Below are 22,183 nucleotides of genomic sequence, written 5' to 3' on the forward strand. Positions count from 1 at the left end.
TATGTCTGCTATTTGGCGCATGCAGTATTATTTTATCAATTTTAAATTTATTTTGAACTAAAGTACCTTGGGGGCGTCTACTATTATGCTTGTTGTTGAATTGCAGTCAACGCAGGCATCATGTTGATTCCCTAGTTTTAGTTACTTATTTTAGTAATATTAGGCCAGCTCACCTTGAGCTGGCTTTTTTTATATTTCATTCTTTTACTTATCCCTTTAATAAACAATTGCTGTAATAGTACGTAATGTTTATTTTGCCTTTTTGTTTCTAAAATACTGTTATCTGGCCGCAATTGTTTGCGGATTAACCCATGAATACATTGAATGTTAATTTTTTGTTTCATTTTGATTTGGTTGTGTCTATTATAGAGAATTGGTTGTAATATCAATAGTTAGACACATACCTCATCATTCGATAAAAGGTAGTGAAAATGGCTTATTTAATTAATAAACATACAAGTGAATATTGTTTTTTATATGCGCATCATAGTTTTGGGCGCTTTCAATATTCTGTAGATACACTTGTCAACGATCTGAGTGTGTCGAAAATACACACTATTATTGAGTGGTTGAATGGTAAGTGGTATATCCGTGACTTAAGCCTGAATGGTACTTGGTTAAATCATAAGCGTTTGGTGAAGGATGACTCTGAAGAACTAAGTATTGGCGATAAAATTTATTTTGCCGGTAATTCAGAGGTCACTTATGTGGTTAAAGATCTCAGTGCTCCTACAGACCAATTAATCAAGTTAGATGACGAGCAAAGTCAAACAGCCGAGACAATTAAGCTTAATCATTACCACCTATTGCCTGAGCAGCAACCTGATAGCGTGGTTGTTTTTGAGCAAAGTAGCGGCCAATGGTTGTTAGAATCATTACACGATGATGAGTTTACGATACGAGAAGTCTTAGAAGATCATAGTATTATTACCTTAGGTGGTGAACAATGGGTGTTTCTTTCTAGTCATCTGGAAGTTGCAACCCAGATGAGCTCCGTACCACAATTGTATATTAGTGATTTAGACTTTATTTTTAACCTAAGTTTGGATGAAGAAACATCAGAATTAAAAGTTCAACATCACAATAATAATAAAGATTTTGATTTGCATGTTCGCTGCCATCACTACTTAACCTTAAATTTAGCGCGCTATAGAGCTTTAGATGCTAAAAAAGGAGTATTACCAGCTAACCAAGGTTGGGTAAATACGGAGCAATTAGTGAAAGATTTAGGTGTCGACATGCGCTATTTAAATATACAGATACATCGTGCTCGCAAGCAGTTTTCAGAAGTTTTAGTAAATGTTCATGATGCTGAAAATATCATCGAAAGACAATTGCGAAAAGTACGGTTTGCTGGCGCATCCTTTATGATTTATAAAGGGTGTGAATTAGAGAGTACCTCGGATGTCGTTAGAGCATGAAACAGTATTAAAATTTAATAAAGTCATCACTAACTATAAATTAATTAAACTACTTAACCAAGGAGGTATGGGAAGTGTGTATCTTGCAGAGGATACACGTTTAAAGCGCTATGTTGCGATTAAATTATTAAAGCCTACTGAGCACTCAATAGAACATAGCGACCCCTTGGTTGAAGCGCAGCTGCTTGCTCGTTTAAATCACCCTAATATTGTACAAATACATGATGTAATTTTATATGAGCAGCAAATTTGTATTGTAATGGAGTACTTAAAAGGCAAAACATTACAGCAGTTTCAACATCAGCACGTCACCACACTCTCCGAAAAGCTTAATTTATTAGCACAACTGTGTGCTGGTCTAACCCATGCCCATAGTCAAGATGTTATGCATTGTGATTTAAAGCCTAGCAATATTTTAATTGATAAAAATGAATTGAAAATCACCGATTTTGGTATTGCAACATTACAAAATAAGCCGCTTGGTGAGCAACGTGATGAATCCAGTTGTGGCAGTGCTAGTGCGATGTCGCCTGAGCAGCTTAATAAACAGCCGTTAGATTTTCGCAGTGATTTATTTTCTTTTGGTATGCTGGCCTATATGTTTATTAGTGGCCGTCATCCATTTGGTGAAGGATCTGCGCAAACGATTGCTAATAATATTGCCAACGGTAAAGCGTGTAATGCACATGAGATCATTCCCAAGTTACCTAATGAATTATGTGATTTACTAAATCAATTATTACAACGAAAAAAAGACCGCCGCCCTGTTGATGCTCAAAGTGTAGAGCGTAAGTTACAAGCCGTTATTATAGCTATTAAACAGCAAGAAATTTTGGCGCAAGACACAGTTCCACTAGAGCAACTCGCATTACAAAAAAAATCGCCTAAAAAGGCTGTTTTTTTAGGGACTTTGCTTTGTATTGCCGTGGTTGCAACAGGCTTAATGTATAAGCTGCAAGTGCATAAACCAGCAGAGCACTATGTTGCATTTTTACCTCCGGTGGTAAAATCAGCCGCACTGTTATCCGCAGATACAAATATGCTCAAAGCCACAATTGATGATGCTATTAGGCAAAGTATTATTAATAGTAAGCAGTTAAATCTTATTTCGCAGGATGAGGTTGCGCTCATTTTACAAAGCGGCAATGCTAAACTTACTTTTACAGATAAGTTACATAAATTAAAGCAAGCAACGGGTGCACAAGAAGTGGTGACCGCTGAGCTTAATTGCATGCAACCGCAATGCTATTTAACGTTAGTTCGGCTCGAGGCGCCAAATTGGACGGTAAAAGCGCGTAAGCAATGGCCCATTGTAATTGATAGTTATAATCAGATGTACCATTTAAGCAGTCAGCAATTAACAGCGCTTTTCCCTGATTTTGATAGTAAATATATTGCAATGGCGCAGCTTAGTGACAAAGAACAAATAGAACATATTGAGCTTTATCAAAAAGTGCAGCAAGTTGGTGATTACACTGATCAATTATTTATGCGTATTAAAGAGGCTATAGAACAAACCCCGCAGTTATATGCCAACTATGAGTTATTACGTGAAGTCGCCCTGAGTTTATATCAGCAATCACAGCAAGCAGAGTATTTAAATATTGCCAGTAAATTACTTTTTAACTCACCAACTGCGTATCAAAACACCCCTGCATTTGCTACAAATGCAATGCTAATCGCGGTTGCTAGGCAAGATTGGTTAACTGCGAAGCAGTATTTAGCTAAAGCTGAACAAGTTGGAGCAAGTTCTACCGCTCTTTATGAACTTAAAGGTTTATTATATTTACAACAAGATCAGTTGCCTGAAGCACAGCAGGCGTTTGAACTTGCATTAAAAATACGAGCAAATCCAATAATAAAGCAAAATTTAGCGCAAGTATTATGGTGGCAAGGTCAAATTGAAGAGGCAAAGCAGCTGCTTAATGAAGTTATAAGCTTAAGTTCTCAAAACTATATGGCAAATCAATTACTGGCAGATATAGCCCTAACAGAAGGTGATTTAGCCATTGCTATAAAGCAATATAAACAGGCAATTGAGATTAAACCTGATAGCATAGATTTAAGTAACTTAAGTATTGCTTATTCGTTACAAGGAGAGTTTTCGCAAGCATTAATAGTTGCCCAACAGGCGGTTGATATAAACCCAGAGCATATCAGCTTTCGCCTTAACCTAGCTGATATTGAAAAGGTTTTAGGACTTAGTGAGTCATATCCAGCTAATTATTTAAAGGTAGTTGAGCTGGCGCAAGATCAACACACCCTTGATAGTTATTTAGAAGTCGCACAAGCATACAGCCAACTCGGCGAAGCTAAACTTGCCTTGCAAGCACTCAATAAAGCAATAAGTATTGCGTCAGATCATAATGAATATGTGTTCACTGCAGCGCTTGTATATAGTGTGATTGGTGAATATCAGTCAGCGTTAATGTATATAGAAAAGTCATTAATGATAGGCTATCACCCTATGTGGTTTAATTTACCCTGGTTTAAACCTTGGTGCCAAAAAGAAGAGTTTATTGCGTTAATGCAACAATATGACTCTTCTTTTCGTTGTGCTAGTGCTTTATATTAGTATGTAGCACCAGGCCTACGAACAACAATTTTAGGATCTTGTGACATATAAATTTTGCCAGAAGGCACATGTTTAGCTGTATACCTAAACGAAATAGGTAAATACTCAGTTTCTTTGCCTTCGGTTACTTCAACAACTTTTTCAAGATTGTCTTTATCTACACCGTTAAATTCATAGGTCGGCTCTACTTGAGCAATTCTTAAAACTAAAGTGTCGTCATCAGTGATCTCGGTAGATATATTATATTGGCAATTGCTATCTGCACCACAATATTCAACACCATTCCCATAAAATTCCCAATCGGCAGCCACTGACGGATCTAGGCTGATAATAAGTTCTACGTATTGTCTTTTTTCAGTGCTTATGAGATCGTTTTTTCCTGCATTATTAAACAAAACACTCAGCGACTCAGTCGGATTTGTTTCGTTATTAAAAAATGTTAACCAATTTTCTTGTGTATGAGGTAAAACAGTCAACGTTTTAACGGAAAAGTAGTTATCTGCTTTACATTGCACTTCAATATTTGGGGTTTTGATATCGTTCATTTTTTCAGTCCTTGTATTGTTGTATAAGTAAAACCACTTGTTGGTTTTTATTATTGTTCTGAGTGTAGAATAAAATTGTTTATATAACTAATTAAGATGGGTCTTTTGTAATGCTCTGTAATGATTTTTAGAGTCATAAAAAAGTAAAAAAACCTATCGTGGTATTTTTAGATTGGCTATCATGAAGTGTCTTTTGGTTAATTAAAGTTTATTTATGTATATACAGTTACTTACAAACATTGATTGGGTAAGTGTTGGGATTGGTTTTAGTGTTGGCGCGGTGCTTTTTAGTGTTATTTATGCAAGTCGTGGTAAGCGACTAACAGCAGAGCTAAGTGAGCAGCAGCAACAACTAGCTTTATTGCAAACACAGTCCAATGAAAAACAGCAGCAATATACTGCCTTGATAGATGAACACGATTTACTTAAACAAAGCCACCAAGAACAACGCGACGAAACTCAGCACTATAAAACCCGCTTCACTGAGCAAGAAAAGCAAAGCCAGCAATACAACCATTATTGGCGCAAGGCTGAAGCTGATTTAACAACACTACGAAGCGAATACAATGCCCGTGATGTTGAGCTCAATAATATGCGCACTATGCTTGAGCAAAAGCAAAGCCATTTTGAGCAGCAGTTACAACATATTAAAGAAAGCAAAGAGCAACTTAAAAAAGAATTTGAAAACCTTGCTAATCAAATACTCGAAGAAAAATCGCAAAAATTTAAAGTCCTTAATCAAGAAAGTATTGAGCAGCTGTTAAAACCTGTCCAAGGTGAGTTAAAAGGCTTCAGGGATAAATTGGAATCAATTCATGTTGAAGATCTAAAACAACGTGAAGCTCTGAAAATAGAGTTATTACATCTACAAGCGAAAAGCCAAGCAATCACTGAGCAAGCAGACAGGCTCAGTAACGCATTACAAGGGCAAAAGAAAACCCAAGGTAATTGGGGCGAACTCATGCTTGAAAACGTGTTAGACAGCGCAGGGTTGCGCGCTGGTACTGATTATAAACGCGAGGTATCGTTTAATACCGAAGAAGGCCGCCTTCGCCCTGACGTGGTGGTGTATTTGCCTCAAGGTCGGCATTTAGTGATTGACGCTAAAACCTCGCTAAACGCTTACACCCGCTACGTAAATGCAGATAATGAACTGGAGTCTCAACAAGCAATTAGAGAGCATGTTGAGGCTGTAAAAGCGCGTATTAATGAGCTGGCGAGTAAATCATATGATCACTTACCAGGGCTTAACTCTCCTGAAGTGGTGGTGATGTTTGTGCCGATAGAATCAGCCTTTGTTGAAGCACTTAAGTATCAAAGTGATATTTATCAACAAGCGATAGAAAAGAATATTCTGGTTGCCACCCCCACTACCCTTTTAACCAGCTTAAATATTGTGAAACAGTTATGGCGCTTTGAAGAGCAAACTAAATACTCCAAAGAGTTGGCTAATCGCGCGGAGCGTTTTTATAGCAAGCTCAACGGCTTTTTAACCAGCATGGAAGGTGTTGGTAAACAGTTAGATAAAGCCAAAGAAAGCTACGATAAAGCGTTTTCGCAGTTATATCGCGGTAAAGGCAACCTAATAAAACAAGCCTCAGAATTTAAAGAGCTTGGTGTATCAGTACAAAAAGAACTACCCGCCGAAACCTTAGAGCGGGCGCAATTAGAGCTAGATGAATAAGGAAATTGTATGCAGATCATTCGTGGTAAAGAATTCACCGCAGCAAAGGCATGGGGAGCTAAAAATATTGCCAATATGAATGGCATCACTACCCGTTTACATTGGACTGATAAACCCTATAAATGGCATATTAATGATGGCGAAGAAGTCTTTGTGGTGCTTGATGGAGCCGTTGAAATGTTTTACAAACAAGATAGCGAGACGCACTCAACTGTACTGCAAAGTGGTGACATTTTTTATGCCTCAATAGGCACTGAGCACGTAGCCCACCCTATGGGTGAAGCGCGTATTTTAGTGATTGAAACGCAAGGTAGTGTTTAAGCTGCTAAAGTTTGATATTTAATTGCTGGGCTTTTTAGACCAGCTTGTATAACCTTTACGGCAGCTAGCCAGCTAGAATCGAATTGGATCAACAAATAATTATGAAAGATTTTATAAATAAAGGAATTGTTAAGCTAAAATCGACATCTAATAAAATGTTTGATGAATTAAATAAAGGCTATGTATTAGCAAAAGAAATGATTGAAGGTCTGCCTATTTTTATGTCATTTGAACGCTTTGGTACGCAAACCCCTACGTCATTTGATGAAAAGCATTATTTTGTAATTCCTTTCGCACTATCGGAACATCAATTCGCTTTACACACCATGCGTTATTTGCCAAACGGCGTACCTGAGATTAATAACTTACCTAAGCGGCGTATTTTTCATTTTCCTAATGAGCATGCTGAGGCCGGACTTCGCCATTACATGCTAAACAGTGCTGATGCAATTATGCGTGATCAAGCTGTCGGGCAAACTAATTCATTACAGTCGCTTGCTAATGATATTGATGCCTTAGATAAAAAGCTCACTTACGGAATGCTTTTGGTTGGTGGCTTAGCGGCTATTGCAAATCCATTGTTAGGAGCCAGCATTGCAGCTAAAGCTATGCTGCCAAGTATCACTGGCCTACTGAATAAATATGGTGTGCGTGCCTCTGCCGATAAATTGTCTCAATATCAACTTGAAAAAGAAATCAAAGCAGCCCAAAGCAATATAATTGCAGAGTTTGAGGCCGCAAATACGCTACAGTTGATCAACCCTATTTTACAAGAGTTAGAGTTAACTCTTAGAACGACTGAAGCTGAGCATGATCCTATCAGTTCTTTTAATTTAGCAGATGGCTCACTATCAGAGTTTAATGACGACAAATGGCGTGAGTTAACCGAAGTAGCGATTTGCCATGTCTATAAAGATGTTTATGATGATCCCTCATTACATAAACAAGCAAACTTAGATGCAAAAGACTTAAGGTGGTTAAAGTTAATGTTCGATGCAGAGGAAGCTAAGGAAAACACATTATGAATATTGCTATTTATATTTACGATGATGCCGAAGTGCTGGATTTTTCAGGGCCATTTGAAGTGTTTAGCACGGCAAAGCGTTTAGCAGACAATAACTGGCAGGTATTTTTTGTAGCCGAGCATGCCGGGCCGGTTATTGCCCGTGCAGGTTTTAGTGTAAACCCCCATTACAGTTTTGCTGATCACCCCGCTTTTGATGTGCTGATTGTTGTAGGTGGTTTACATACACATGAGCTTGAAAAGCCAGCCGTAATAAACTGGATCAGAGAAACCGCTGGCGCTGCTAGCAAAGTTGCCTCGGTGTGCACCGGCGCTTTTTTACTGGCCAAAGCGGGTTTACTTGATGGTTTAACGGTGACAACTCATTGGGAAGATCAGAGCGATCTTGCTGCCATGTTCCCAGCTCTAAATGTGATCGCAAATAAGCGTTGGGTGTCACAAGGTAAATTAACTACTTCTGGCGGTATTTCTGCGGGTATTGATATGAGCTTAGCCCTAGTTGCAGAGCTAATAAGCCCAGCACACGCAGAGCTAACAGCAAAGCAAATGGAATATCAGTGGCATAAAAATGTTTAAAGCCGCTGTTGAATAAATTCGTGCATGTAATCACGTAAACAAACCGCTTTTTTACTAAGTAAACGGCCGCTTGGCCAGATAGCATAAATTTCGCGATTATGGCTTTGCCATTGTGGCAGCACCCTGACAAATTCTCCCGTTGCCAGCTCGTTTATAATTTCAAATCGAGGTAATAAGCCGACCCCTTGATGATCTGCCACTTGGTACTTAACAAAACTAGTATCGTTATAAATACTGCTAAAGCGGCACATATGTGTATAGCTTGCTCGCGTAGTTATGTGGGTGAGTGGCCAGTTATTTCTCAGCGTTGTGCCAATTAAGCGATGTTGTTTAAGATCGCTAGGTTCAGTGAGCACGGGTGCATTGGTTAAATAGCTTGGGGTCGCTACTAAAATAGAGTCGGCTTCTGCGAGCTTTTTTTGCTGTAATAACGAATCAGCTTGAGGGCCGATCCTGAGCGCTAAATCAGCTTGGTTTTTAATAATATCGTCAAGTTGATTACTTAAAATCAGCTCCAACTGAATATCAGGGTATTTCTTGCAAAACGACAACCACATCGGCTTTAAAAAACCATGACAGATATTCAGTGGCGCGAGCACTTTTAGCTTACCACTAAGTTGTTCTTTTTGTTGATTAAGTTGATAACGAGTTTGTTCAAATTGCTCAACTAAGTTGGCATAACTTTGATAGTACACCTGTCCTTGTTGTGTGAGTGTGCATTGGCGTGCAGAGCGATGCAGCAGTTTTTGCCCAAGGCGAGATTCAAGGCGCTGTAAACGCCGCGTAACTGTTGCCGCAGGCAGCGATAAATACTCCCCCGCTTGAGACAATCCTCCTTGTTGTACTATGTGCACAAACAGCACTATATCATCTAGCATGATTCCACTTTTGCAATTTAAGTTTGATTAAAGCTTTGTATTTAACGTTTTTGTAAGTCTATATCATAGTGACTTAGTTTTCAGCAAAGGGTGACATTATGTTTTCAGCGATTGATTGGTTAGCAGTGATCGTTATAGGGAGCGGTGCAACCGCGATACTTGATCTGTGGGCGTTGCTACTTAGTAAATTTGGTATTAGCTCTTTAAACTTTTGTATGGTGGGGCGCTGGCTATGCTTTATGCGCTATGGCAAGTGGCAACACCTAGCTATTAATAAAGCCGCTGTGCAACCGAACGAATGCGCAATTGGTTGGTTTAGTCATTACTTTATCGGGGTTATTTTTGCGCTGCTATTTTTATTACTGATGCCAGATAACTGGCTTGCAGCGCCAAGCTTAATGCCTGCGCTGTTGTTTGGGCTGCTTAGCGTTGTTATCCCGTTTTTTATTATGCAGCCTGCGCTTGGGCTTGGCATTGCTGCAGCTAAAACGGCAAAGCCAATGGCTGCAAGGCTCAAAAGTGCACTATCGCATGCAATATTTGGTATTGGCATGTATTTAACTGCGGTTGCGCTGTTACAGTTGAAGGGGGGGGAATGCAGGCTGAATATTGGTTAAAGCGCTGGCAAAGCAATGACATTGGTTTTCATGACGGTAAAGTAAACCCTAGTTTAGATCGTTATTTTACTAACTTAAATTTACCTGCTAGTAGCCGTGTGTTTATCCCTTTGTGTGGCAAAACAGTCGACATTCATTATTTGCTTAATAAAGGCATGTACGTTGTGGGTGTTGAACTCAGTGAGCTTGCTGTTCGGCAGTTATTTATTGAGTTAGCGCTCACGCCAAAAGTAACTAAGCACGGTTTACTTAGCGCGTATCAGGCCCAGGGGATCTGCATTTGGGTGGGGGATGTATTCGCTTTAACTGCAGATCATTTAGGTCATGTTGATGCTATTTATGATCGCGGCGCATTGGTGGCGCTGCCATACGCTATTCGTAATCAATATGCTCAGCACATAATTACCTTGAGTAATGCTGCACCACAGTTATTGATCACTTGTGTGTATGATCAATCTAAGCGCTGTGGCACACCTTATAGTGTTTCAGCGGCTGAGATACAGAGTAGTTATGCAAAGAAGTACAGCCTAAAAATACTCAGCTGCGAGAAGTTAAGCCAAGGTATTAAGGGCGTGACCCCTGCCAGTATCGTGGTTTGGTTGATGGTATCTAAACCTTAATAAATGCACTTTAGCTGTGCATTTTTGTGGCTAGTTAATTTGGATTTGTGCGTGCATTATAATAACCACATTGATTAATTAAGGGGTTAGTATGCAACAAACAAATGTTTTCTTTTTATCTCATGGCGGCGGCCCATTACCGCTGCTTGGTGAGCCAAGCCATAAAGAGATGGTGACTTGTTTGCAATCAGTTGCCGCTAAAATTACTAAGCCTAGTGCTATTTTAATGATCAGCGCTCACTATGAAGCAACCCCTATTGCAATCACAGCCTCAGCAACACCTAAATTAATTTATGATTACTACGGCTTTCCCGAGCAGGCGTATCAGTTAGCTTACCCTTGTGCTGGTGAGCCAAAGCTTGCTGAACAACTGCAGCAGGCTTTAAAAAGCAATGGTATTGCTACCAACCTTGATACCCAACGAGGCTTTGATCACGGCATGTTTGTACCATTAAAAATTATGTTTCCTGAGGCAGATATTCCATGTGTACAAATTTCGCTAAATCCAACCCTTGATCCCGCAATGCACCTCAAAATTGGCCAAGTGTTGCAGCAAATAGAGTATGAAAATTTATTGATCATTGGCTCCGGCTTTACCTTTCATAACATGCAGGCTTTTTTTGCTAAACAAACAACGGCTATGCAAAAGCTCAACCAAAGCTTTGAGCAATGGTTAATTGATACTTTAGCAAGTCCTAAGCTTGCAGAGCCTGAGCGCACGCAACGTTTAACGAACTGGAAACTAGCGCCAGGGGCACAATTTTGTCACCCTCGAGAAGAGCATTTACTGCCTCTGCATGTATGTTATGGCGCGGCACAACGAAGGTGTGAAAACGTATACGAGTTAGAAATTTCAGGCAAAAAAGCCAGTATGTACCTGTGGCTGTAACTTTGCTTGCAGGCTTTTGGGTTTAACCTTATGCTTATTGCGACAAACGTTCAGATCTTATAAGTAATTTTTGCTAAAGTGTTGCTAATGCGACTTGTAAATAAATACACGCGCGCTAACCCCTTTTAGGATCACTACATGAAATTACTTAAAACCTCTGGGCTGGTTTTGTCGGTACTGGCTGGGCTGTCACTGTTTGGCTGCTCTGTAACACCTGATTCTACGGCTACTACAACAATGACACAAATTAGCAATCCACTGTCGCTTGAACAAATCTATAAAGATAAATATTTCAAGGCACAGCGTAGCACTTACTTTAAATGGCTTGATGATGGCACCGGTTATACAGTACTTGAAGAGCGTGAAAGCGAAAAAGATAAAAAAGACGACGCTGAGAATGCCAAAGCTGATGACGAAAAAGAACACGGCGTAAAAGGTAACGACATTGTATTTTACAATGCCGATGGCACGGGCCGTAAAGTATTAGTTGAGTTTGAAAAGCTACTGCCAGAGGGCGCAGACGAGCCATTTGCAATCGAAAGCTATCAATGGTCAAAAGACGGTAAATGGCTGATGGTATTTACCAATAGTGAGCAAGTTTGGCGCTCTCGTAGTCGCGGGGATTTTTGGTTACTCAATCTTGAGACCAATCAATTACAGCAATTAGGTGGCGCAGATGTTGAACCAACTAAATTAATGTTTGCTAAGTTCTCACCAGATAGCTCAAAAGTGGCTTACGTGCGCGATAACAACATTTATATGCAAGCGGTTGGTAGTAACGATGTAACAGAGCTTACCACCGATGGCAGCGCCACCATTGTTAACGGCAACTTTGATTGGGTGTACGAAGAAGAATTCACCATTGCTGATGGCTTTCGTTGGAGCCCAGATAACAAATCAATCGCCTATTGGCAGCTTGATACTAGCGATGTGAAGTTTTTCACTATGATCAACAACACTGATGAGCTCTACCCTACTCTTAAAGAGTTCCCTTATCCTAAAGCCGGTGAAATCAACTCTGCAGTACGTGTTGGTGTGGTGAGTATTGCCGACAAACAAACCCGCTGGGCAAAACTTGAAGGCGATAACCGCGACCGCTATATTCCTCGTATTAGCTGGGCAGGCACCGGTAAGGAATTAATGATCCAAGACTTAAACCGCCCGCAAAACCACAACAAGGTTTGGCTGTTCGATTGGCAAAAACAGCAATTGACCAAAATTTTAGAAGATAAAGACGATGCTTTTATCGAGTGGTTTTACAAAGCCAACTGGTCAAAAGATGGTAAGTTCTTTATTTGGCACAGCGAGCGCGACGGCTGGCGTCACCTTTATCGTGTATCTCGCGATGGTAAAACCATTATCGATTTAACCCCAGGTGATTACGATATTGTTGATATGCTGGCGCTAAACGAAGATAAAAACGTGATGTATTTTACCGCTTCGCCAGACAATGCAGGTCAACGTTATTTATTTAGTACGTCTTTGGATGGTAGTAGTAAACCTGTACGCGTAACGCCTGCTGAATTTCAAGGTTCAAACAGCTATTACATGTCTAAAGATACCTCATGGGCAATGCACTCTTACTCACAATTTGGCACGCCGCCAACTAAAGAGATCATTAAAGTAAGCGATCACAGTAATGTTAAAACCTTAGTTGAAAATAAAGAGCTGAAAGAAAAACTCGCAGAGCAAAGCTTACCAAATCACGAGTTCTTTAAAGTGAATGCGCAGGATGGCACTGAGCTTGACGGCTACATTATGTTCCCTAAAAACATGGATAACAGTAAAAAATACCCAATTATTTTTTACGTGTATGGCGAACCGTGGGGCTCAACAGTGCAAGACCGCTTTGAAGGCGACAGCTACTTGTATAAATCACTATTAACGCAAAAAGGCTTTATTGTGGCATCGGTTGATAACCGTGGCACGCGAGCACCAAAAGGCCGTGATTGGCGTAAATCGATTTATAAAAAAATCGGCTCAATCACAGTACAAGACCAAGTTGATGCGCTAGATGCCATGGCAAAACGTTGGGATGTAATAGATACCGACCGTGTTGGTGTATGGGGTCACTCAGGCGGCGGCAGCTCAACCCTTAACTTATTGTTCCGCCATGGTGATAAATTTAAAGTCGGTATTGCCTCAGCGCCGGTGCCAGACATTCGCTTGTACGACACTATCTACCAAGAGCGTTATGCAGGTAATCCTAATACAGACCCTGAGAGTTACGACAACACCTCGCCAATTACCTTTGCGAAAAACCTAACTGGTAAACTATTGCTTATTCACGGCACAGGCGATGATAATGTACATTACCAAGGCTCAGAGCGTTTAATTAACGAGCTTGTTAAGTACAACAAACAGTTTGAGTTTTTCTCATATCCAAATCGCTCACATAGCTTACGAGAAGGCAAAGGCACCACCTTGCACTATCACACCATGATGGCCGATTTTTTTGAAAAAAACTTACTAAATAAGTAATTACATTAAAAAAAGTTAAAGGCTAAAAAGCCACACGTTAACCATTGTTTGCGTGTGGCTTTTTTAATCAAAATGTAACGGGGGTTTACAGCTAAGGTAAAGCTTTTGACCAGTAGAGAGTTAATTTGAAGCAGTGTTAGTGAGCCCTTTAACTTTTTAGATTTCGTTTTTTAATGATTTTATTTTGCACTGGCTAAGTATTTCATCAACAGTATTTGCTATTACATTAGTTGGCACCAATTCCTGTTGATTAGAAGCGTTTAGTGCATTTAATGAAAGAGTGAACATCTCCTCGTCGCTTGCTGCTGACCAAAAGCCTATTAATCTATAATGCTCATTAAACGTAGCTTTCCAAATTGATAGCTTTGCAGTACGTTGCTCCCAAATATAGTTTTTAGAATGTAATAAAGTCACCGTATAAAAAAGCTCCTCTTCCCACATTTTTTCATATCTTTTGTGTGAGTCTTCCACAATTTCAATCTTCGATGCTTCTTTCGCTGAGTTTTTAAATAAAATAGAGTCGTGCTCAGGTCTTATAACTCCTACTGTAACGGTTATTATTTTATGTTCATCTATAAGCTGAAAGTCATATTTGAGGTCATTATCATACTTTTTCTTATTAATTGTGACTGCTTGGCCCTCGATAGAGGATATTTCGCAAAACATACTCGACTGGCTACGCCCATGAGCACTCAATGAAATGAGCAATAAAATTAAACAAAAAAAACTATATTTTGAAATATTGTGTATCACTAAACGATCCTTTTAAATAATTAGTACAAAGAGTTAGAGCTTACATCTGTCTTAATTATTATCTAAAAACTAGACGGAAAGAATAGCATTAGATAAAACCTACGAGCAACGAGGCAAACCATCTGAATTGATGTTTCACTCAGATCAAGGAAGCCAATACGGCGCAAAGAGGTTTTAGTAAAAGTTATTGCGTTACCGGATAAAAAAGCATGAGCCGCCGAGGGAATTGTTGGGACAATGCGCCGATGGAGCGCCTATTTAGAAGTTTAAAAACAGAATGGGTTCCCTCATTGGGTTATAGTAATTATCAAGACGCTGAAAAAGATCTTAGCTTCTTGATGAATTATTATAATTGGCGCAGGCCACATAGCCATAATCACATGGTGTAGCAGAAGAAAAACTTAATTCACTGCTTGGAATTAGTTGACCACAACAAACACAATCTTACCGTGCGTATTTTTAACCAAATCGTAACGGGGTTTACAGTGGGTGCTTAAATCGCCGGTAGTGTTACTGTACTTTATTACCTGATATGGTGATTAAGCTGAGCGATAAAATCGCGTTTTAGTAACGATTTAAACAGGAGTCATTAATGGCAACTACACTGGCGTTTGATGTATACGGTACACTTATAAACACTCATGGCGTGGTGTCGTTACTTGAAAATATGGTTGGCGATAACGCACACGCATTTTCAACTACCTAGCGTGAAAAACAGCAAGAATACTCATTTAGATGGAGCTTAATGCAAAACTATATGCCTTTTTCTGTGTGTACTGAGCATGCGCTTGATTATGCCTGTTTACTGCACAATGCCCGAAAAGACTTGGCAAGATCTTCAAACGTCGATATTGTCGTAAGGGCTTATCAGACTGTTTGGAAGTCATAGTCGAATACACAATAAAGATACAGAGTAGATAGCCATACCCTGTACCTTTGAGCGTTTATTCCCATCTTTTTAAGTAGTACTCACCCGCATCGTTCTCGTCTGCATATAAATTTTCTTCATATTCAAAGGTTAACGGGTCGGCATCGACTACCTTATACACTTCCCAGTAAACATGCTTAGCATCTTTTGAAAAACGATCGGCTATTACAGTGAAAGTGTTTGGATCTGCACCCTCAACTACAACATTATAATAAAAAACCTGAGATCCTATACGGACAAATATTTTTTCATCTTCATCAAGAATAACCACATCTTCAGGTTCAACACCGACAAGTTTATTATTTCTGCTATACACTTCGTTATTGTAAGCATAAAAATTATTTGTAATGTCTTCAACATCATCAGTAGGAACCAGAATCACCCGCGTTGGGCTTAAGTGAAGAGAATTCCATTTCCACATCTTCTCAAGCTCGCTGGCATCAGACCGGCTCACTTCTGCCACCGTTCTATTGTCAACAATATAACCGTTGTAGTAAACGTGCTTACCATCTTTGGCAACAGAATCATTTAATACTTTAAATGTAGATGGATCACTTTCTGGAATGGGTGTATTAAAATAGTACGCTTGATTTTTATCTTTTCTGTAGTAAGGCGTAATCACCGTAAAGCCATCGGCTACCATGCCTTCAACAACCTCACCATGTGAATAAACATGCTGTCCGTCTACGGCATACTCATCATTAATAATTTTAAAACGACTGGCTTCGTTACTAATTATTTTTCCCTGATAAATTACCTGCTCACCATGACGAATATAACGCTCGTTCGCATTTTTAATCGCTTCAGGCATTGTTTTACGTGGAAATTTGTCATCGATGTAGTAATATAAATATTCTTTATCCATGGCGTATGAGCCCAACAAATAAGAGAACGAAGCGGCGTCTGCACCTTCTATCATTTGTCCATAACAAAAAACTTTGCCACCACTAACAAGATAACCAGATTCATCTTTACTTGTATTAATACCCGATGTTATCAACTGAATTGAATTAGGATCAGCACCCTCAACCCGTCTTCCGTTGTAATAAACACTATTATTATCTCTAGCGTAAGACTGACTAATCACACTGAACGTATCAGGGTCAGCTCCTTCTACTGGAGAGCCTCCAATTTGGAAAAAATTGCCATCTAAAACATAAACAACTTTACCGTCTTGTAGGTAATATTGATTGCTAATTTTACTATCAAAAGCAGTCGCGTTATGCGTGCTAGGATTATTAACATATAAGCCAATAATAAGAGCAATTAAGGCACCAACAAGGGGGATGACTAAAAATATAATTCCAATCCATATGAGTATTTTCATTTATCTTTCCATAGCTATTAAATATATCAGCGGATAAAATAACATATTTATAGCGCCATGTTTAACGGGCTGCTAATGATTAACACAAGATGAAGAGGGCGTTCATAATTCTATGCCATAACATAGTAGGCAATTTAAAAGATCATTTCGAAAGAATGAATAACCCCTAATTGCTTAGTGTGAACTTACATAGAAACCCAGGGGAGCAAATATTGACTTCAGACATAATATTTATTGACTGACCCTTTATCCTTATTTTGCCTATTAGACAAAGTCTAAAGCAATAAGATAAATCAGTAACCCCCTACTTTTAGCTATTACTTAATTTGATTTATAACTAGCATTTATAAATTCAACAGCCCTTCTACCCATTCTAAAACTAGGCGTGTATCTCGGGTTTGAAAACGCTGTTTATTGGGTATGTAATAACAAAACTCAGATTCAACTGCTTGAGTATTAAAGTTTTTAAGTAACTCGGTGTTTAATAATCGTTGTACTAGCGTGGTTGAACAAAATACCAGTCCTGAGCCTGCCATAGCTTCTTGAATGCCAAATAGCTCTTGGTCGAAGGTTTTAATAATAAACAAAGCAGGATCTAAGTTGTTTTGAGTAAGCCATTGTTTAATTGGAGGCTCACTTAGCGCGTTGTTTTTCCATTTTGTGGTATAGAGCGTAACAGGGCCATTTTGCCATGGGATATCGGCGGCTTTGTATGAGCCAAACAGGTTAAAATGTTCGGTTTTTATAATGTCATCTGCGTTTATATTGCGCTGCTGGCCAAAGCGAATGGGTAATGTGTGCAATTGTTTGTCAATGGCTTCACTGGTTGATATATCTACCTCAAGATTGGGCTGACTTTTTGATAATTCCTGCAATGCGGGTATTAAGCGCAGGGCGGCCAGTGACGAGGTGGTGGTTATTTTAACTGTTGCCCCTGTGGCTTGCACAGTTGCCAGTGCTTGGTCGATGCGGTTAAAGCCGTCACTTGTGGCCGCACTTAAATATTCACCAGTGGGAGTGAGAGTGATCTTTCTTACTTGGCGGTAAAATAAATCCACATTTAAACGGCTTTCAAGATTATTTATATGGTGTGAAATCGCTGTTGGCGTGAGTGAGAGTTCATCAGCGGCGGCTTTAAAGCTGCCTAAACGCGCTGCAGCTTCAAAGGATTTAAGCGCTTGTAGTGATACTTGCATAAGTGATATTGGCAAATAATAAAATTGACTATAGATGAGTATAACTTATTTATAGCTGAGGTTAACTCGTTTGTGAAAAGCCTCTGTTAGTTGGATGATGACCGCACAATTACTAACAGGATAAACAGCATGACCACCCTACTACACATTGATGCAAGCATCAGAGCCGTTAAAAATGACAATCCAGATCACGATTCAATCTCTAAAAATATAGCTAAGCGTTTTATAGAGAGCGTTACTCAGCAGCAAAGCATAGATGAGTATATTTATCGTGATGTAGGTGTGAATCCGCCGCCTTTTATTACCCAAGACTGGATAGGTGCGGTATTTACTCCTGATGATAAAAAGACTAATGAGCAAAAGCAGTTACTGGCGTTGTCAGACTTACTCATTGCAGAAATTGCTGGTGCTGACATTATTGTGATTTCCTCGCCTATGTATAACTATGGTATGCCAGCGCAGCTGAAAGCCTGGTTTGATCTAGTTGTTAGGATCAACAAAACTTTTGATTTTGATCTGGCCCGTGGAAACTTTCCGCTGCTGCCTTTACTTGGCGGTAAGACTTTGGTTGTGATCACCTCAAGCGGTGAGTTTGGTTTTGAGCAATGTGGTATTCGTGAGCATATGAGCCATTTAGTGCCGCACTTACGTACGTTGAGCAAATATTTAGGCGTGAGCACAATTCATGAAATTGCCTGTGAGTATCAAGAGTTTGCCGATACTCGTCATCAACAATCACTAGAAAATGCTTACAGTCGAGCTAAAGAGCTTGCGCTGCATCTCAGTTATGTTGCTGCTTGAAAGCTCTTATTTAACGGCTTCCTGAAACTGCGCTAAGTCTAGCTTTGTTACGGCTATGTCTTCTTTGTTAACTGCGTAGCTTATAAATAAGCTTTTTTGCCAAAGATAACTTTTTGGGTAGCTGTAACCAATGCGTTTGTATTTACCTTGATACTGCATGGTCGGTAGAGTTTGTTGGTCACGAAAAGTCATAACCACGTTGTTTGCTTTATTGATAAACCAGCTAGGCTCTAGCTCATCGCTAACATATTTACTAAAAGGCCGGTTGTTAGGCTTTTAAATCCTGTTCAATAACGCCTTTTAGTGACGTGCCTGCTTTATTTAATACCGATTTAAACTCACCCCAATTTATGCCACCTTCACTTTGGCTATATAAAACATGTGTATTTGGGCCATCTTCGTCTTTTTTTGAGGATTGCATGAGGTAATTATCGTTATGTATCATTTCGATACTAGCAAGCCATTAACTCAGCGGCTACTGGGTTTGCATAAGCTAGCTTTAAACATTAGTTGCTTGTATTATTTTTACTCAAAACGTAATGGGGGTTTACAAAAGCGATCTTTGTTTACGTGTGGTAAATTCAAAAACTTATATTCTTAATGACAAGCTAACTACCACGCGGCGGCCAAATTCTTCAGCTTTGAGTAATGAACTGGCGCCGTCAGTTTTTGCTGTACGGGTGAGTGTTTCATTGGTGGCATTAAATAAATCTAAGCGCAGGCTGGCATTGGCTGAGTAAAACCAGCTAAAGCTTAAATCTGTGCTGGTGTAGCCTTCAACATAACTATTGGCATTATTACTAATGTCGTGTTGCTCCAAAAAGTCACTACGGTAATTAATATTAAATGCAGCTTGCCATTTATCATCACTGACCAAAAAGCGCAGGTTACCTGTCCAGTCAGAGACTCCTGCAACTTTTAAGTGATTGCCAGCTAAGGTGCTTACATCAGCTTTGTTTATATGGGTGATGCTTGCTGATAATTGGCTTTGTAAGAACCACTGGCTATATTGCGGTAATTGCCACTGGCTACTTGCTTGTAAGCCATTGACTTGAGCTTGGCCATCGTTAGTACGTTGCAAAGAGTTGTAATGCTGGCCTTGATAATTAAAGCTTGCTGCTTGCTCAACAATAAAGTTATTCATGTGGTGATTAAAGCCCAGCAATTGTGCGCTGACGCTTGGTTGTTGCCAGTTAACGGAGAGGGTACTAGTGTTGGCTATAACCGGTTGCAAATTGGGGTTACCAAGCTCTGCATAAGGTAGACCTCCTGAGTTTACATGCAGCTTTGGGTTTAAATCTGAGTAATTCGGCCGATTTAAAGAGCGGCTAAAGCCTGCCCGCCATTGCCAAAATTGCGAAGGCTGCCATTTTAAATTAACTGACGGTAACCAAGTGCTATCATTATTGCTGCTATTGATGGGCGCTAATTCCCCTGTTGTTGCATGCTGTGAGCCTTTTGTTTCACTTAATGTATTGCTGTATCGCAAGCCTGTACTTAACGTTACTTGCTCAAATTGCCACTTTGAAGAGATGTATCCTTCCTTTGATACAAACCTTACTTTGTAACTATTTAATCGGTCACTATCGCTCATTTCAGCGAACGATAAATCAATATCATAAAGTTGAAAAAGGTCACTTTTTGGGATTAGCCAAGGCTGTACATCTGCGTTGATAAACTCAGCTGAAAATTTATTAGTGATTGGTTCAAGCCAACGACCATCTAAATTAGGTAGTTGCTCTAAAGCCGAGGGCGATAAACTTATATCTTTGCGGGTGTAGTCATAATTTTGAGTTGAATGTAAAAAGCCGATATCCAGCGCTTGTAAGCCCCAATAATTTTCACGACTCCAATGACTATCAATGCCCCACTCGTCCACTTCATTAAGCACATTAATAGTGCGTTTGCTCATTTGATTAATATGTGAGTAGCTACTTACCAACCCTAGGTTGCCTGCAAAATTAAAGCTATCAACAGATTTATTTTGTAAAACTACGTTTGCCTGCATAGGCGAAATAGCCCCATGAACGCGAGAGATAGGTTCTTTGGTTTTACTGTTTGCTTTACTGCTACTGTAAAATGGCGAAAGCGTTAAGGGTAAATGCGCACTTGGTTGCCAGTTAGCATCAACTTGTATGGTTTGGTTGGCATAATATAAGTTGGATTCTTCACGGCTAGTTTTGGCATTTACATCGTTAAACACAAATTGGTTTAAGCTATTATTTTCATCGTTAACCTGTGCTTGAGCTGACTGACTTTGTGGGTTAATTGAAATACGGTGCTCATCAAACGAAAAGTCAGTATCTGATCTAAACCACAGAGTATTAAGCTTTAAACGCTCAGTAGCTTGCCAGGCTAAAGCGCCATAATATGTTGCGCGAGTGCGATCTTCGTTTTCTATGGTCAGTGCTAAGCCATCTGTAGGCACCAAGATGTTTTTATTAATATCAGGCCATTGGTAAGGCTGCGGTGCGCCGCCATTTTCTCCCCAGTGCCAGGTTTCAAACTGAAACTGACGTTGCAGACGGTTTTCATAGTTCATTTTTACCATCACAGCTAAGTCACCATCTGCTGTTTTGGCATTGCCTGTTAATCCAAAGCTTGGTTGAAGGTTTTGTTCACCTTCAAGCGCAGCGGTGGTGAGCATAACTTGTAGGTTATTGTCTTGATAAGCAAGGGGGTCATCGCTGAGCAAGTTAACTGTAGCGCCTACTGCACCACTAGGAAGGCTTGAGTTTGTGGTTTTATACACCGCGATATTTGAAAATAATCCTGCGCTAAATATATCAAAGCGATGTTGTTGCCCATATTGGTTTGAATTTCGAACGTTTTCGGTATTTGCAAGGCGATGACCATTAAATAGCGTTAATTGATACTCAGCACCCAATCCCATCGCATTAATATTGAGGGCTTCACCGCGATCGCGGGTAATGCTTATGCCGGGTACTGCTTGTAGTGCCTCGGCAAGATTTTCAGCTGGCAGTTGATTGAGCATTGCGCCTATTGCTATTTCGCTTTGCCCTACATAGTTACTCTTTATTTGTTGGGCGTAGTTAATTGCTTGTTGGTAATTGTGGTTATAGGCATCACCATTGGATGGTGTAGGTAATGACTCGGTTACTGTTACTTCTTCAATCACCTGCGTATTGTTAGTTTCGAGTATTGATATTGCCGTTGCTGGTACTGATGTTGCGGTTTGAAAAATAACGATGCCAGAAGCGGTTTTTTGCCAGCTTAATTGCCTAGGAGTCAGCCATAAATCAAGAGTTTGCTCAAGTGTGGTTTGAGTACTGGGCTCAACGGTTATGCCTGCTAGTAATGAGGTGTTGTATATTATCGCAGTGGAAAACCGTTTAGATAGGTCAGTTAATTGCTCTATTAAACTGGCCGTTGCGGCATCTGCTGCAATAGAAAAAATCGAGAGTGCTACACATAAAAAACTGCTTATACGTAACATCTATGAACGGCCTTGCTACTTCATTAATAAAACGACAGTGTGCAGAATATAAATGAACAATTTATGACAATGCCACCAACTGCAAAAATA

General features: G+C 39.7%; 19 protein-coding genes and 2 pseudogenes. 13 read left to right on the top strand and 8 right to left on the bottom strand.

The window, feature by feature from the left end; all coding sequences use genetic code 11:
- The first annotated feature begins 431 nt into the window (after positions 1-431).
- Positions 432-1,421 carry an FHA domain-containing protein gene (locus H5158_RS01660; RefSeq protein WP_182739316.1) on the top strand — a complete coding sequence of 330 codons (990 nt, stop codon included), beginning with the start codon at positions 432-434 and terminating at the stop codon, positions 1,419-1,421.
- Positions 1,405-3,996 carry a serine/threonine-protein kinase gene (locus tag H5158_RS01665; protein WP_182739317.1) on the top strand — a complete coding sequence of 864 codons (2,592 nt, stop codon included), beginning with the start codon at positions 1,405-1,407 and terminating at the stop codon, positions 3,994-3,996. Before H5158_RS01660 ends, H5158_RS01665 begins: the two co-directional genes overlap by 17 nt.
- Here the strand turns inward: H5158_RS01665 and H5158_RS01670 are convergent.
- Positions 3,993-4,541 (bottom strand): hypothetical protein, encoded by a 549-nt coding sequence (locus tag H5158_RS01670; RefSeq protein ID WP_182717285.1) that lies wholly within the window; start codon positions 4,539-4,541, stop codon positions 3,993-3,995. The genes H5158_RS01665 and H5158_RS01670 overlap by 4 nt on opposite strands.
- A gap of 214 nt (positions 4,542-4,755) precedes the next feature.
- On the opposite strand from H5158_RS01670, the gene rmuC reads away from it, so the two are divergent.
- The 4 genes from rmuC to H5158_RS01690 all read left to right on the top strand — a co-directional run bounded on the left by rmuC (position 4,756) and on the right by H5158_RS01690 (position 8,146).
- Positions 4,756-6,225, top strand: coding sequence for a DNA recombination protein RmuC (gene rmuC, locus H5158_RS01675; RefSeq protein WP_182739318.1), 1,470 nt, complete (start codon positions 4,756-4,758; stop codon positions 6,223-6,225).
- 9 nt (positions 6,226-6,234) lie between these two features.
- Positions 6,235-6,546, top strand: coding sequence for a cupin (locus tag H5158_RS01680; protein ID WP_182739319.1), 312 nt, complete (start codon positions 6,235-6,237; stop codon positions 6,544-6,546).
- A 101-nt stretch (positions 6,547-6,647) separates the two neighbouring features.
- A complete protein-coding gene (locus H5158_RS23240; protein ID WP_259399402.1) occupies positions 6,648-7,571 on the top strand; it encodes a hypothetical protein in 924 nt (307 codons plus the stop codon).
- Positions 7,568-8,146: a DJ-1/PfpI family protein gene (locus H5158_RS01690; RefSeq protein ID WP_149980394.1), complete on the top strand. Its 579-nt coding sequence runs from the start codon at positions 7,568-7,570 to the stop codon at positions 8,144-8,146. Before H5158_RS23240 ends, H5158_RS01690 begins: the two co-directional genes overlap by 4 nt.
- Here H5158_RS01690 and H5158_RS01695 read toward each other — a convergent pair.
- Positions 8,143-9,024, bottom strand: a complete 882-nt coding sequence (locus H5158_RS01695) for a LysR family transcriptional regulator (RefSeq protein WP_182739320.1) — start codon at positions 9,022-9,024, stop codon at positions 8,143-8,145. The genes H5158_RS01690 and H5158_RS01695 overlap by 4 nt on opposite strands.
- A gap of 98 nt (positions 9,025-9,122) precedes the next feature.
- Here H5158_RS01695 and H5158_RS01700 point away from each other — a divergent pair, with 98 nt between their 5' ends.
- The 4 genes from H5158_RS01700 to H5158_RS01715 all read left to right on the top strand — a co-directional run bounded on the left by H5158_RS01700 (position 9,123) and on the right by H5158_RS01715 (position 13,631).
- Entirely contained in the window at positions 9,123-9,641 is a 519-nt protein-coding gene (locus H5158_RS01700) for a DUF2938 domain-containing protein (RefSeq protein WP_182739321.1), read from the top strand.
- Positions 9,620-10,261 (top strand): thiopurine S-methyltransferase, encoded by a 642-nt coding sequence (gene tmpT, locus H5158_RS01705; protein ID WP_182739322.1) that lies wholly within the window; start codon positions 9,620-9,622, stop codon positions 10,259-10,261. Before H5158_RS01700 ends, tmpT begins: the two co-directional genes overlap by 22 nt.
- A gap of 91 nt (positions 10,262-10,352) precedes the next feature.
- On the top strand, positions 10,353-11,150 hold the full coding sequence (locus H5158_RS01710) for a class III extradiol ring-cleavage dioxygenase (RefSeq protein ID WP_182739323.1): 798 nt from the start codon (positions 10,353-10,355) through the stop codon (positions 11,148-11,150).
- 138 nt (positions 11,151-11,288) lie between these two features.
- Complete coding sequence (locus H5158_RS01715) at positions 11,289-13,631, top strand: S9 family peptidase (RefSeq protein WP_182739324.1); 2,343 nt, start codon at positions 11,289-11,291, stop codon at positions 13,629-13,631.
- Positions 13,632-13,787: 156 nt separating this feature from the next.
- Here H5158_RS01715 and H5158_RS01720 read toward each other — a convergent pair whose 3' ends face one another.
- Positions 13,788-14,384, bottom strand: a complete 597-nt coding sequence (locus H5158_RS01720) for a hypothetical protein (RefSeq protein ID WP_182739325.1) — start codon at positions 14,382-14,384, stop codon at positions 13,788-13,790.
- A gap of 85 nt (positions 14,385-14,469) precedes the next feature.
- On the opposite strand from H5158_RS01720, the pseudogene H5158_RS23245 reads away from it, so the two are divergent.
- Positions 14,470-14,811: pseudogene (locus H5158_RS23245) on the top strand (integrase core domain-containing protein); the annotation flags it as partial.
- A 165-nt stretch (positions 14,812-14,976) separates the two neighbouring features.
- A pseudogene (locus H5158_RS01730) lies at positions 14,977-15,195 on the top strand (haloacid dehalogenase type II); the annotation flags it as partial.
- A gap of 133 nt (positions 15,196-15,328) precedes the next feature.
- On the opposite strand, the gene H5158_RS01735 reads toward H5158_RS01730, so the two are convergent.
- Entirely contained in the window at positions 15,329-16,639 is a 1,311-nt protein-coding gene (locus H5158_RS01735; RefSeq protein WP_182739327.1) for a DKNYY domain-containing protein, read from the bottom strand.
- A gap of 344 nt (positions 16,640-16,983) precedes the next feature.
- Positions 16,984-17,835, bottom strand: coding sequence for a LysR family transcriptional regulator (locus H5158_RS01740; RefSeq protein ID WP_182739328.1), 852 nt, complete (start codon positions 17,833-17,835; stop codon positions 16,984-16,986).
- Between the two features lie 129 nt (positions 17,836-17,964).
- Here H5158_RS01740 and H5158_RS01745 point away from each other — a divergent pair, with 129 nt between their 5' ends.
- Complete coding sequence (locus tag H5158_RS01745) at positions 17,965-18,636, top strand: FMN-dependent NADH-azoreductase (RefSeq protein WP_182739329.1); 672 nt, start codon at positions 17,965-17,967, stop codon at positions 18,634-18,636.
- A gap of 6 nt (positions 18,637-18,642) precedes the next feature.
- Here the strand turns inward: H5158_RS01745 and H5158_RS01750 are convergent, their stop codons facing one another.
- The 3 genes from H5158_RS01750 to H5158_RS01760 all read right to left on the bottom strand — a co-directional run bounded on the left by H5158_RS01750 (position 18,643) and on the right by H5158_RS01760 (position 22,093).
- Entirely contained in the window at positions 18,643-18,828 is a 186-nt protein-coding gene (locus H5158_RS01750; RefSeq protein WP_182739330.1) for a hypothetical protein, read from the bottom strand.
- A 76-nt stretch (positions 18,829-18,904) separates the two neighbouring features.
- Positions 18,905-19,057 carry a hypothetical protein gene (locus tag H5158_RS01755; protein ID WP_182739331.1) on the bottom strand — a complete coding sequence of 51 codons (153 nt, stop codon included), beginning with the start codon at positions 19,055-19,057 and terminating at the stop codon, positions 18,905-18,907.
- A gap of 168 nt (positions 19,058-19,225) precedes the next feature.
- Positions 19,226-22,093 carry a TonB-dependent receptor gene (locus tag H5158_RS01760; protein WP_182739332.1) on the bottom strand — a complete coding sequence of 956 codons (2,868 nt, stop codon included), beginning with the start codon at positions 22,091-22,093 and terminating at the stop codon, positions 19,226-19,228.
- Positions 22,094-22,183: the final 90 nt, after the last annotated feature.

The organism is Pseudoalteromonas sp. SR45-6, assembly GCF_014163545.1.
GTDB lineage: Bacteria > Pseudomonadota > Gammaproteobacteria > Enterobacterales > Alteromonadaceae > Pseudoalteromonas > Pseudoalteromonas rhizosphaerae.

Bases quoted from the DNA above. Each gene is read 5' to 3' on its own strand.
- H5158_RS01660 (WP_182739316.1), top strand. From the start codon at position 432: ATGGCTTATTTAATTAATAAACATACAAGTGAATATTGTTTTTTATAT.
- H5158_RS01665 (WP_182739317.1), top strand. From the start codon at position 1,405: ATGTCGTTAGAGCATGAAACAGTATTAAAATTTAATAAAGTCATCACT.
- H5158_RS01670 (WP_182717285.1), bottom strand. From the start codon at position 4,541: ATGAACGATATCAAAACCCCAAATATTGAAGTGCAATGTAAAGCAGAT.
- rmuC (WP_182739318.1), top strand. From the start codon at position 4,756: ATGTATATACAGTTACTTACAAACATTGATTGGGTAAGTGTTGGGATT.
- H5158_RS01680 (WP_182739319.1), top strand. From the start codon at position 6,235: ATGCAGATCATTCGTGGTAAAGAATTCACCGCAGCAAAGGCATGGGGA.
- H5158_RS23240 (WP_259399402.1), top strand. From the start codon at position 6,648: ATGAAAGATTTTATAAATAAAGGAATTGTTAAGCTAAAATCGACATCT.
- H5158_RS01690 (WP_149980394.1), top strand. From the start codon at position 7,568: ATGAATATTGCTATTTATATTTACGATGATGCCGAAGTGCTGGATTTT.
- H5158_RS01695 (WP_182739320.1), bottom strand. From the start codon at position 9,024: ATGCTAGATGATATAGTGCTGTTTGTGCACATAGTACAACAAGGAGGA.
- H5158_RS01700 (WP_182739321.1), top strand. From the start codon at position 9,123: ATGTTTTCAGCGATTGATTGGTTAGCAGTGATCGTTATAGGGAGCGGT.
- tmpT (WP_182739322.1), top strand. From the start codon at position 9,620: ATGCAGGCTGAATATTGGTTAAAGCGCTGGCAAAGCAATGACATTGGT.
- H5158_RS01710 (WP_182739323.1), top strand. From the start codon at position 10,353: ATGCAACAAACAAATGTTTTCTTTTTATCTCATGGCGGCGGCCCATTA.
- H5158_RS01715 (WP_182739324.1), top strand. From the start codon at position 11,289: ATGAAATTACTTAAAACCTCTGGGCTGGTTTTGTCGGTACTGGCTGGG.
- H5158_RS01735 (WP_182739327.1), bottom strand. From the start codon at position 16,639: ATGAAAATACTCATATGGATTGGAATTATATTTTTAGTCATCCCCCTT.
- H5158_RS01740 (WP_182739328.1), bottom strand. From the start codon at position 17,835: ATGCAAGTATCACTACAAGCGCTTAAATCCTTTGAAGCTGCAGCGCGT.
- H5158_RS01745 (WP_182739329.1), top strand. From the start codon at position 17,965: ATGACCACCCTACTACACATTGATGCAAGCATCAGAGCCGTTAAAAAT.
- H5158_RS01750 (WP_182739330.1), bottom strand. From the start codon at position 18,828: ATGACTTTTCGTGACCAACAAACTCTACCGACCATGCAGTATCAAGGT.
- H5158_RS01755 (WP_182739331.1), bottom strand. From the start codon at position 19,057: ATGCAATCCTCAAAAAAAGACGAAGATGGCCCAAATACACATGTTTTA.
- H5158_RS01760 (WP_182739332.1), bottom strand. From the start codon at position 22,093: ATGTTACGTATAAGCAGTTTTTTATGTGTAGCACTCTCGATTTTTTCT.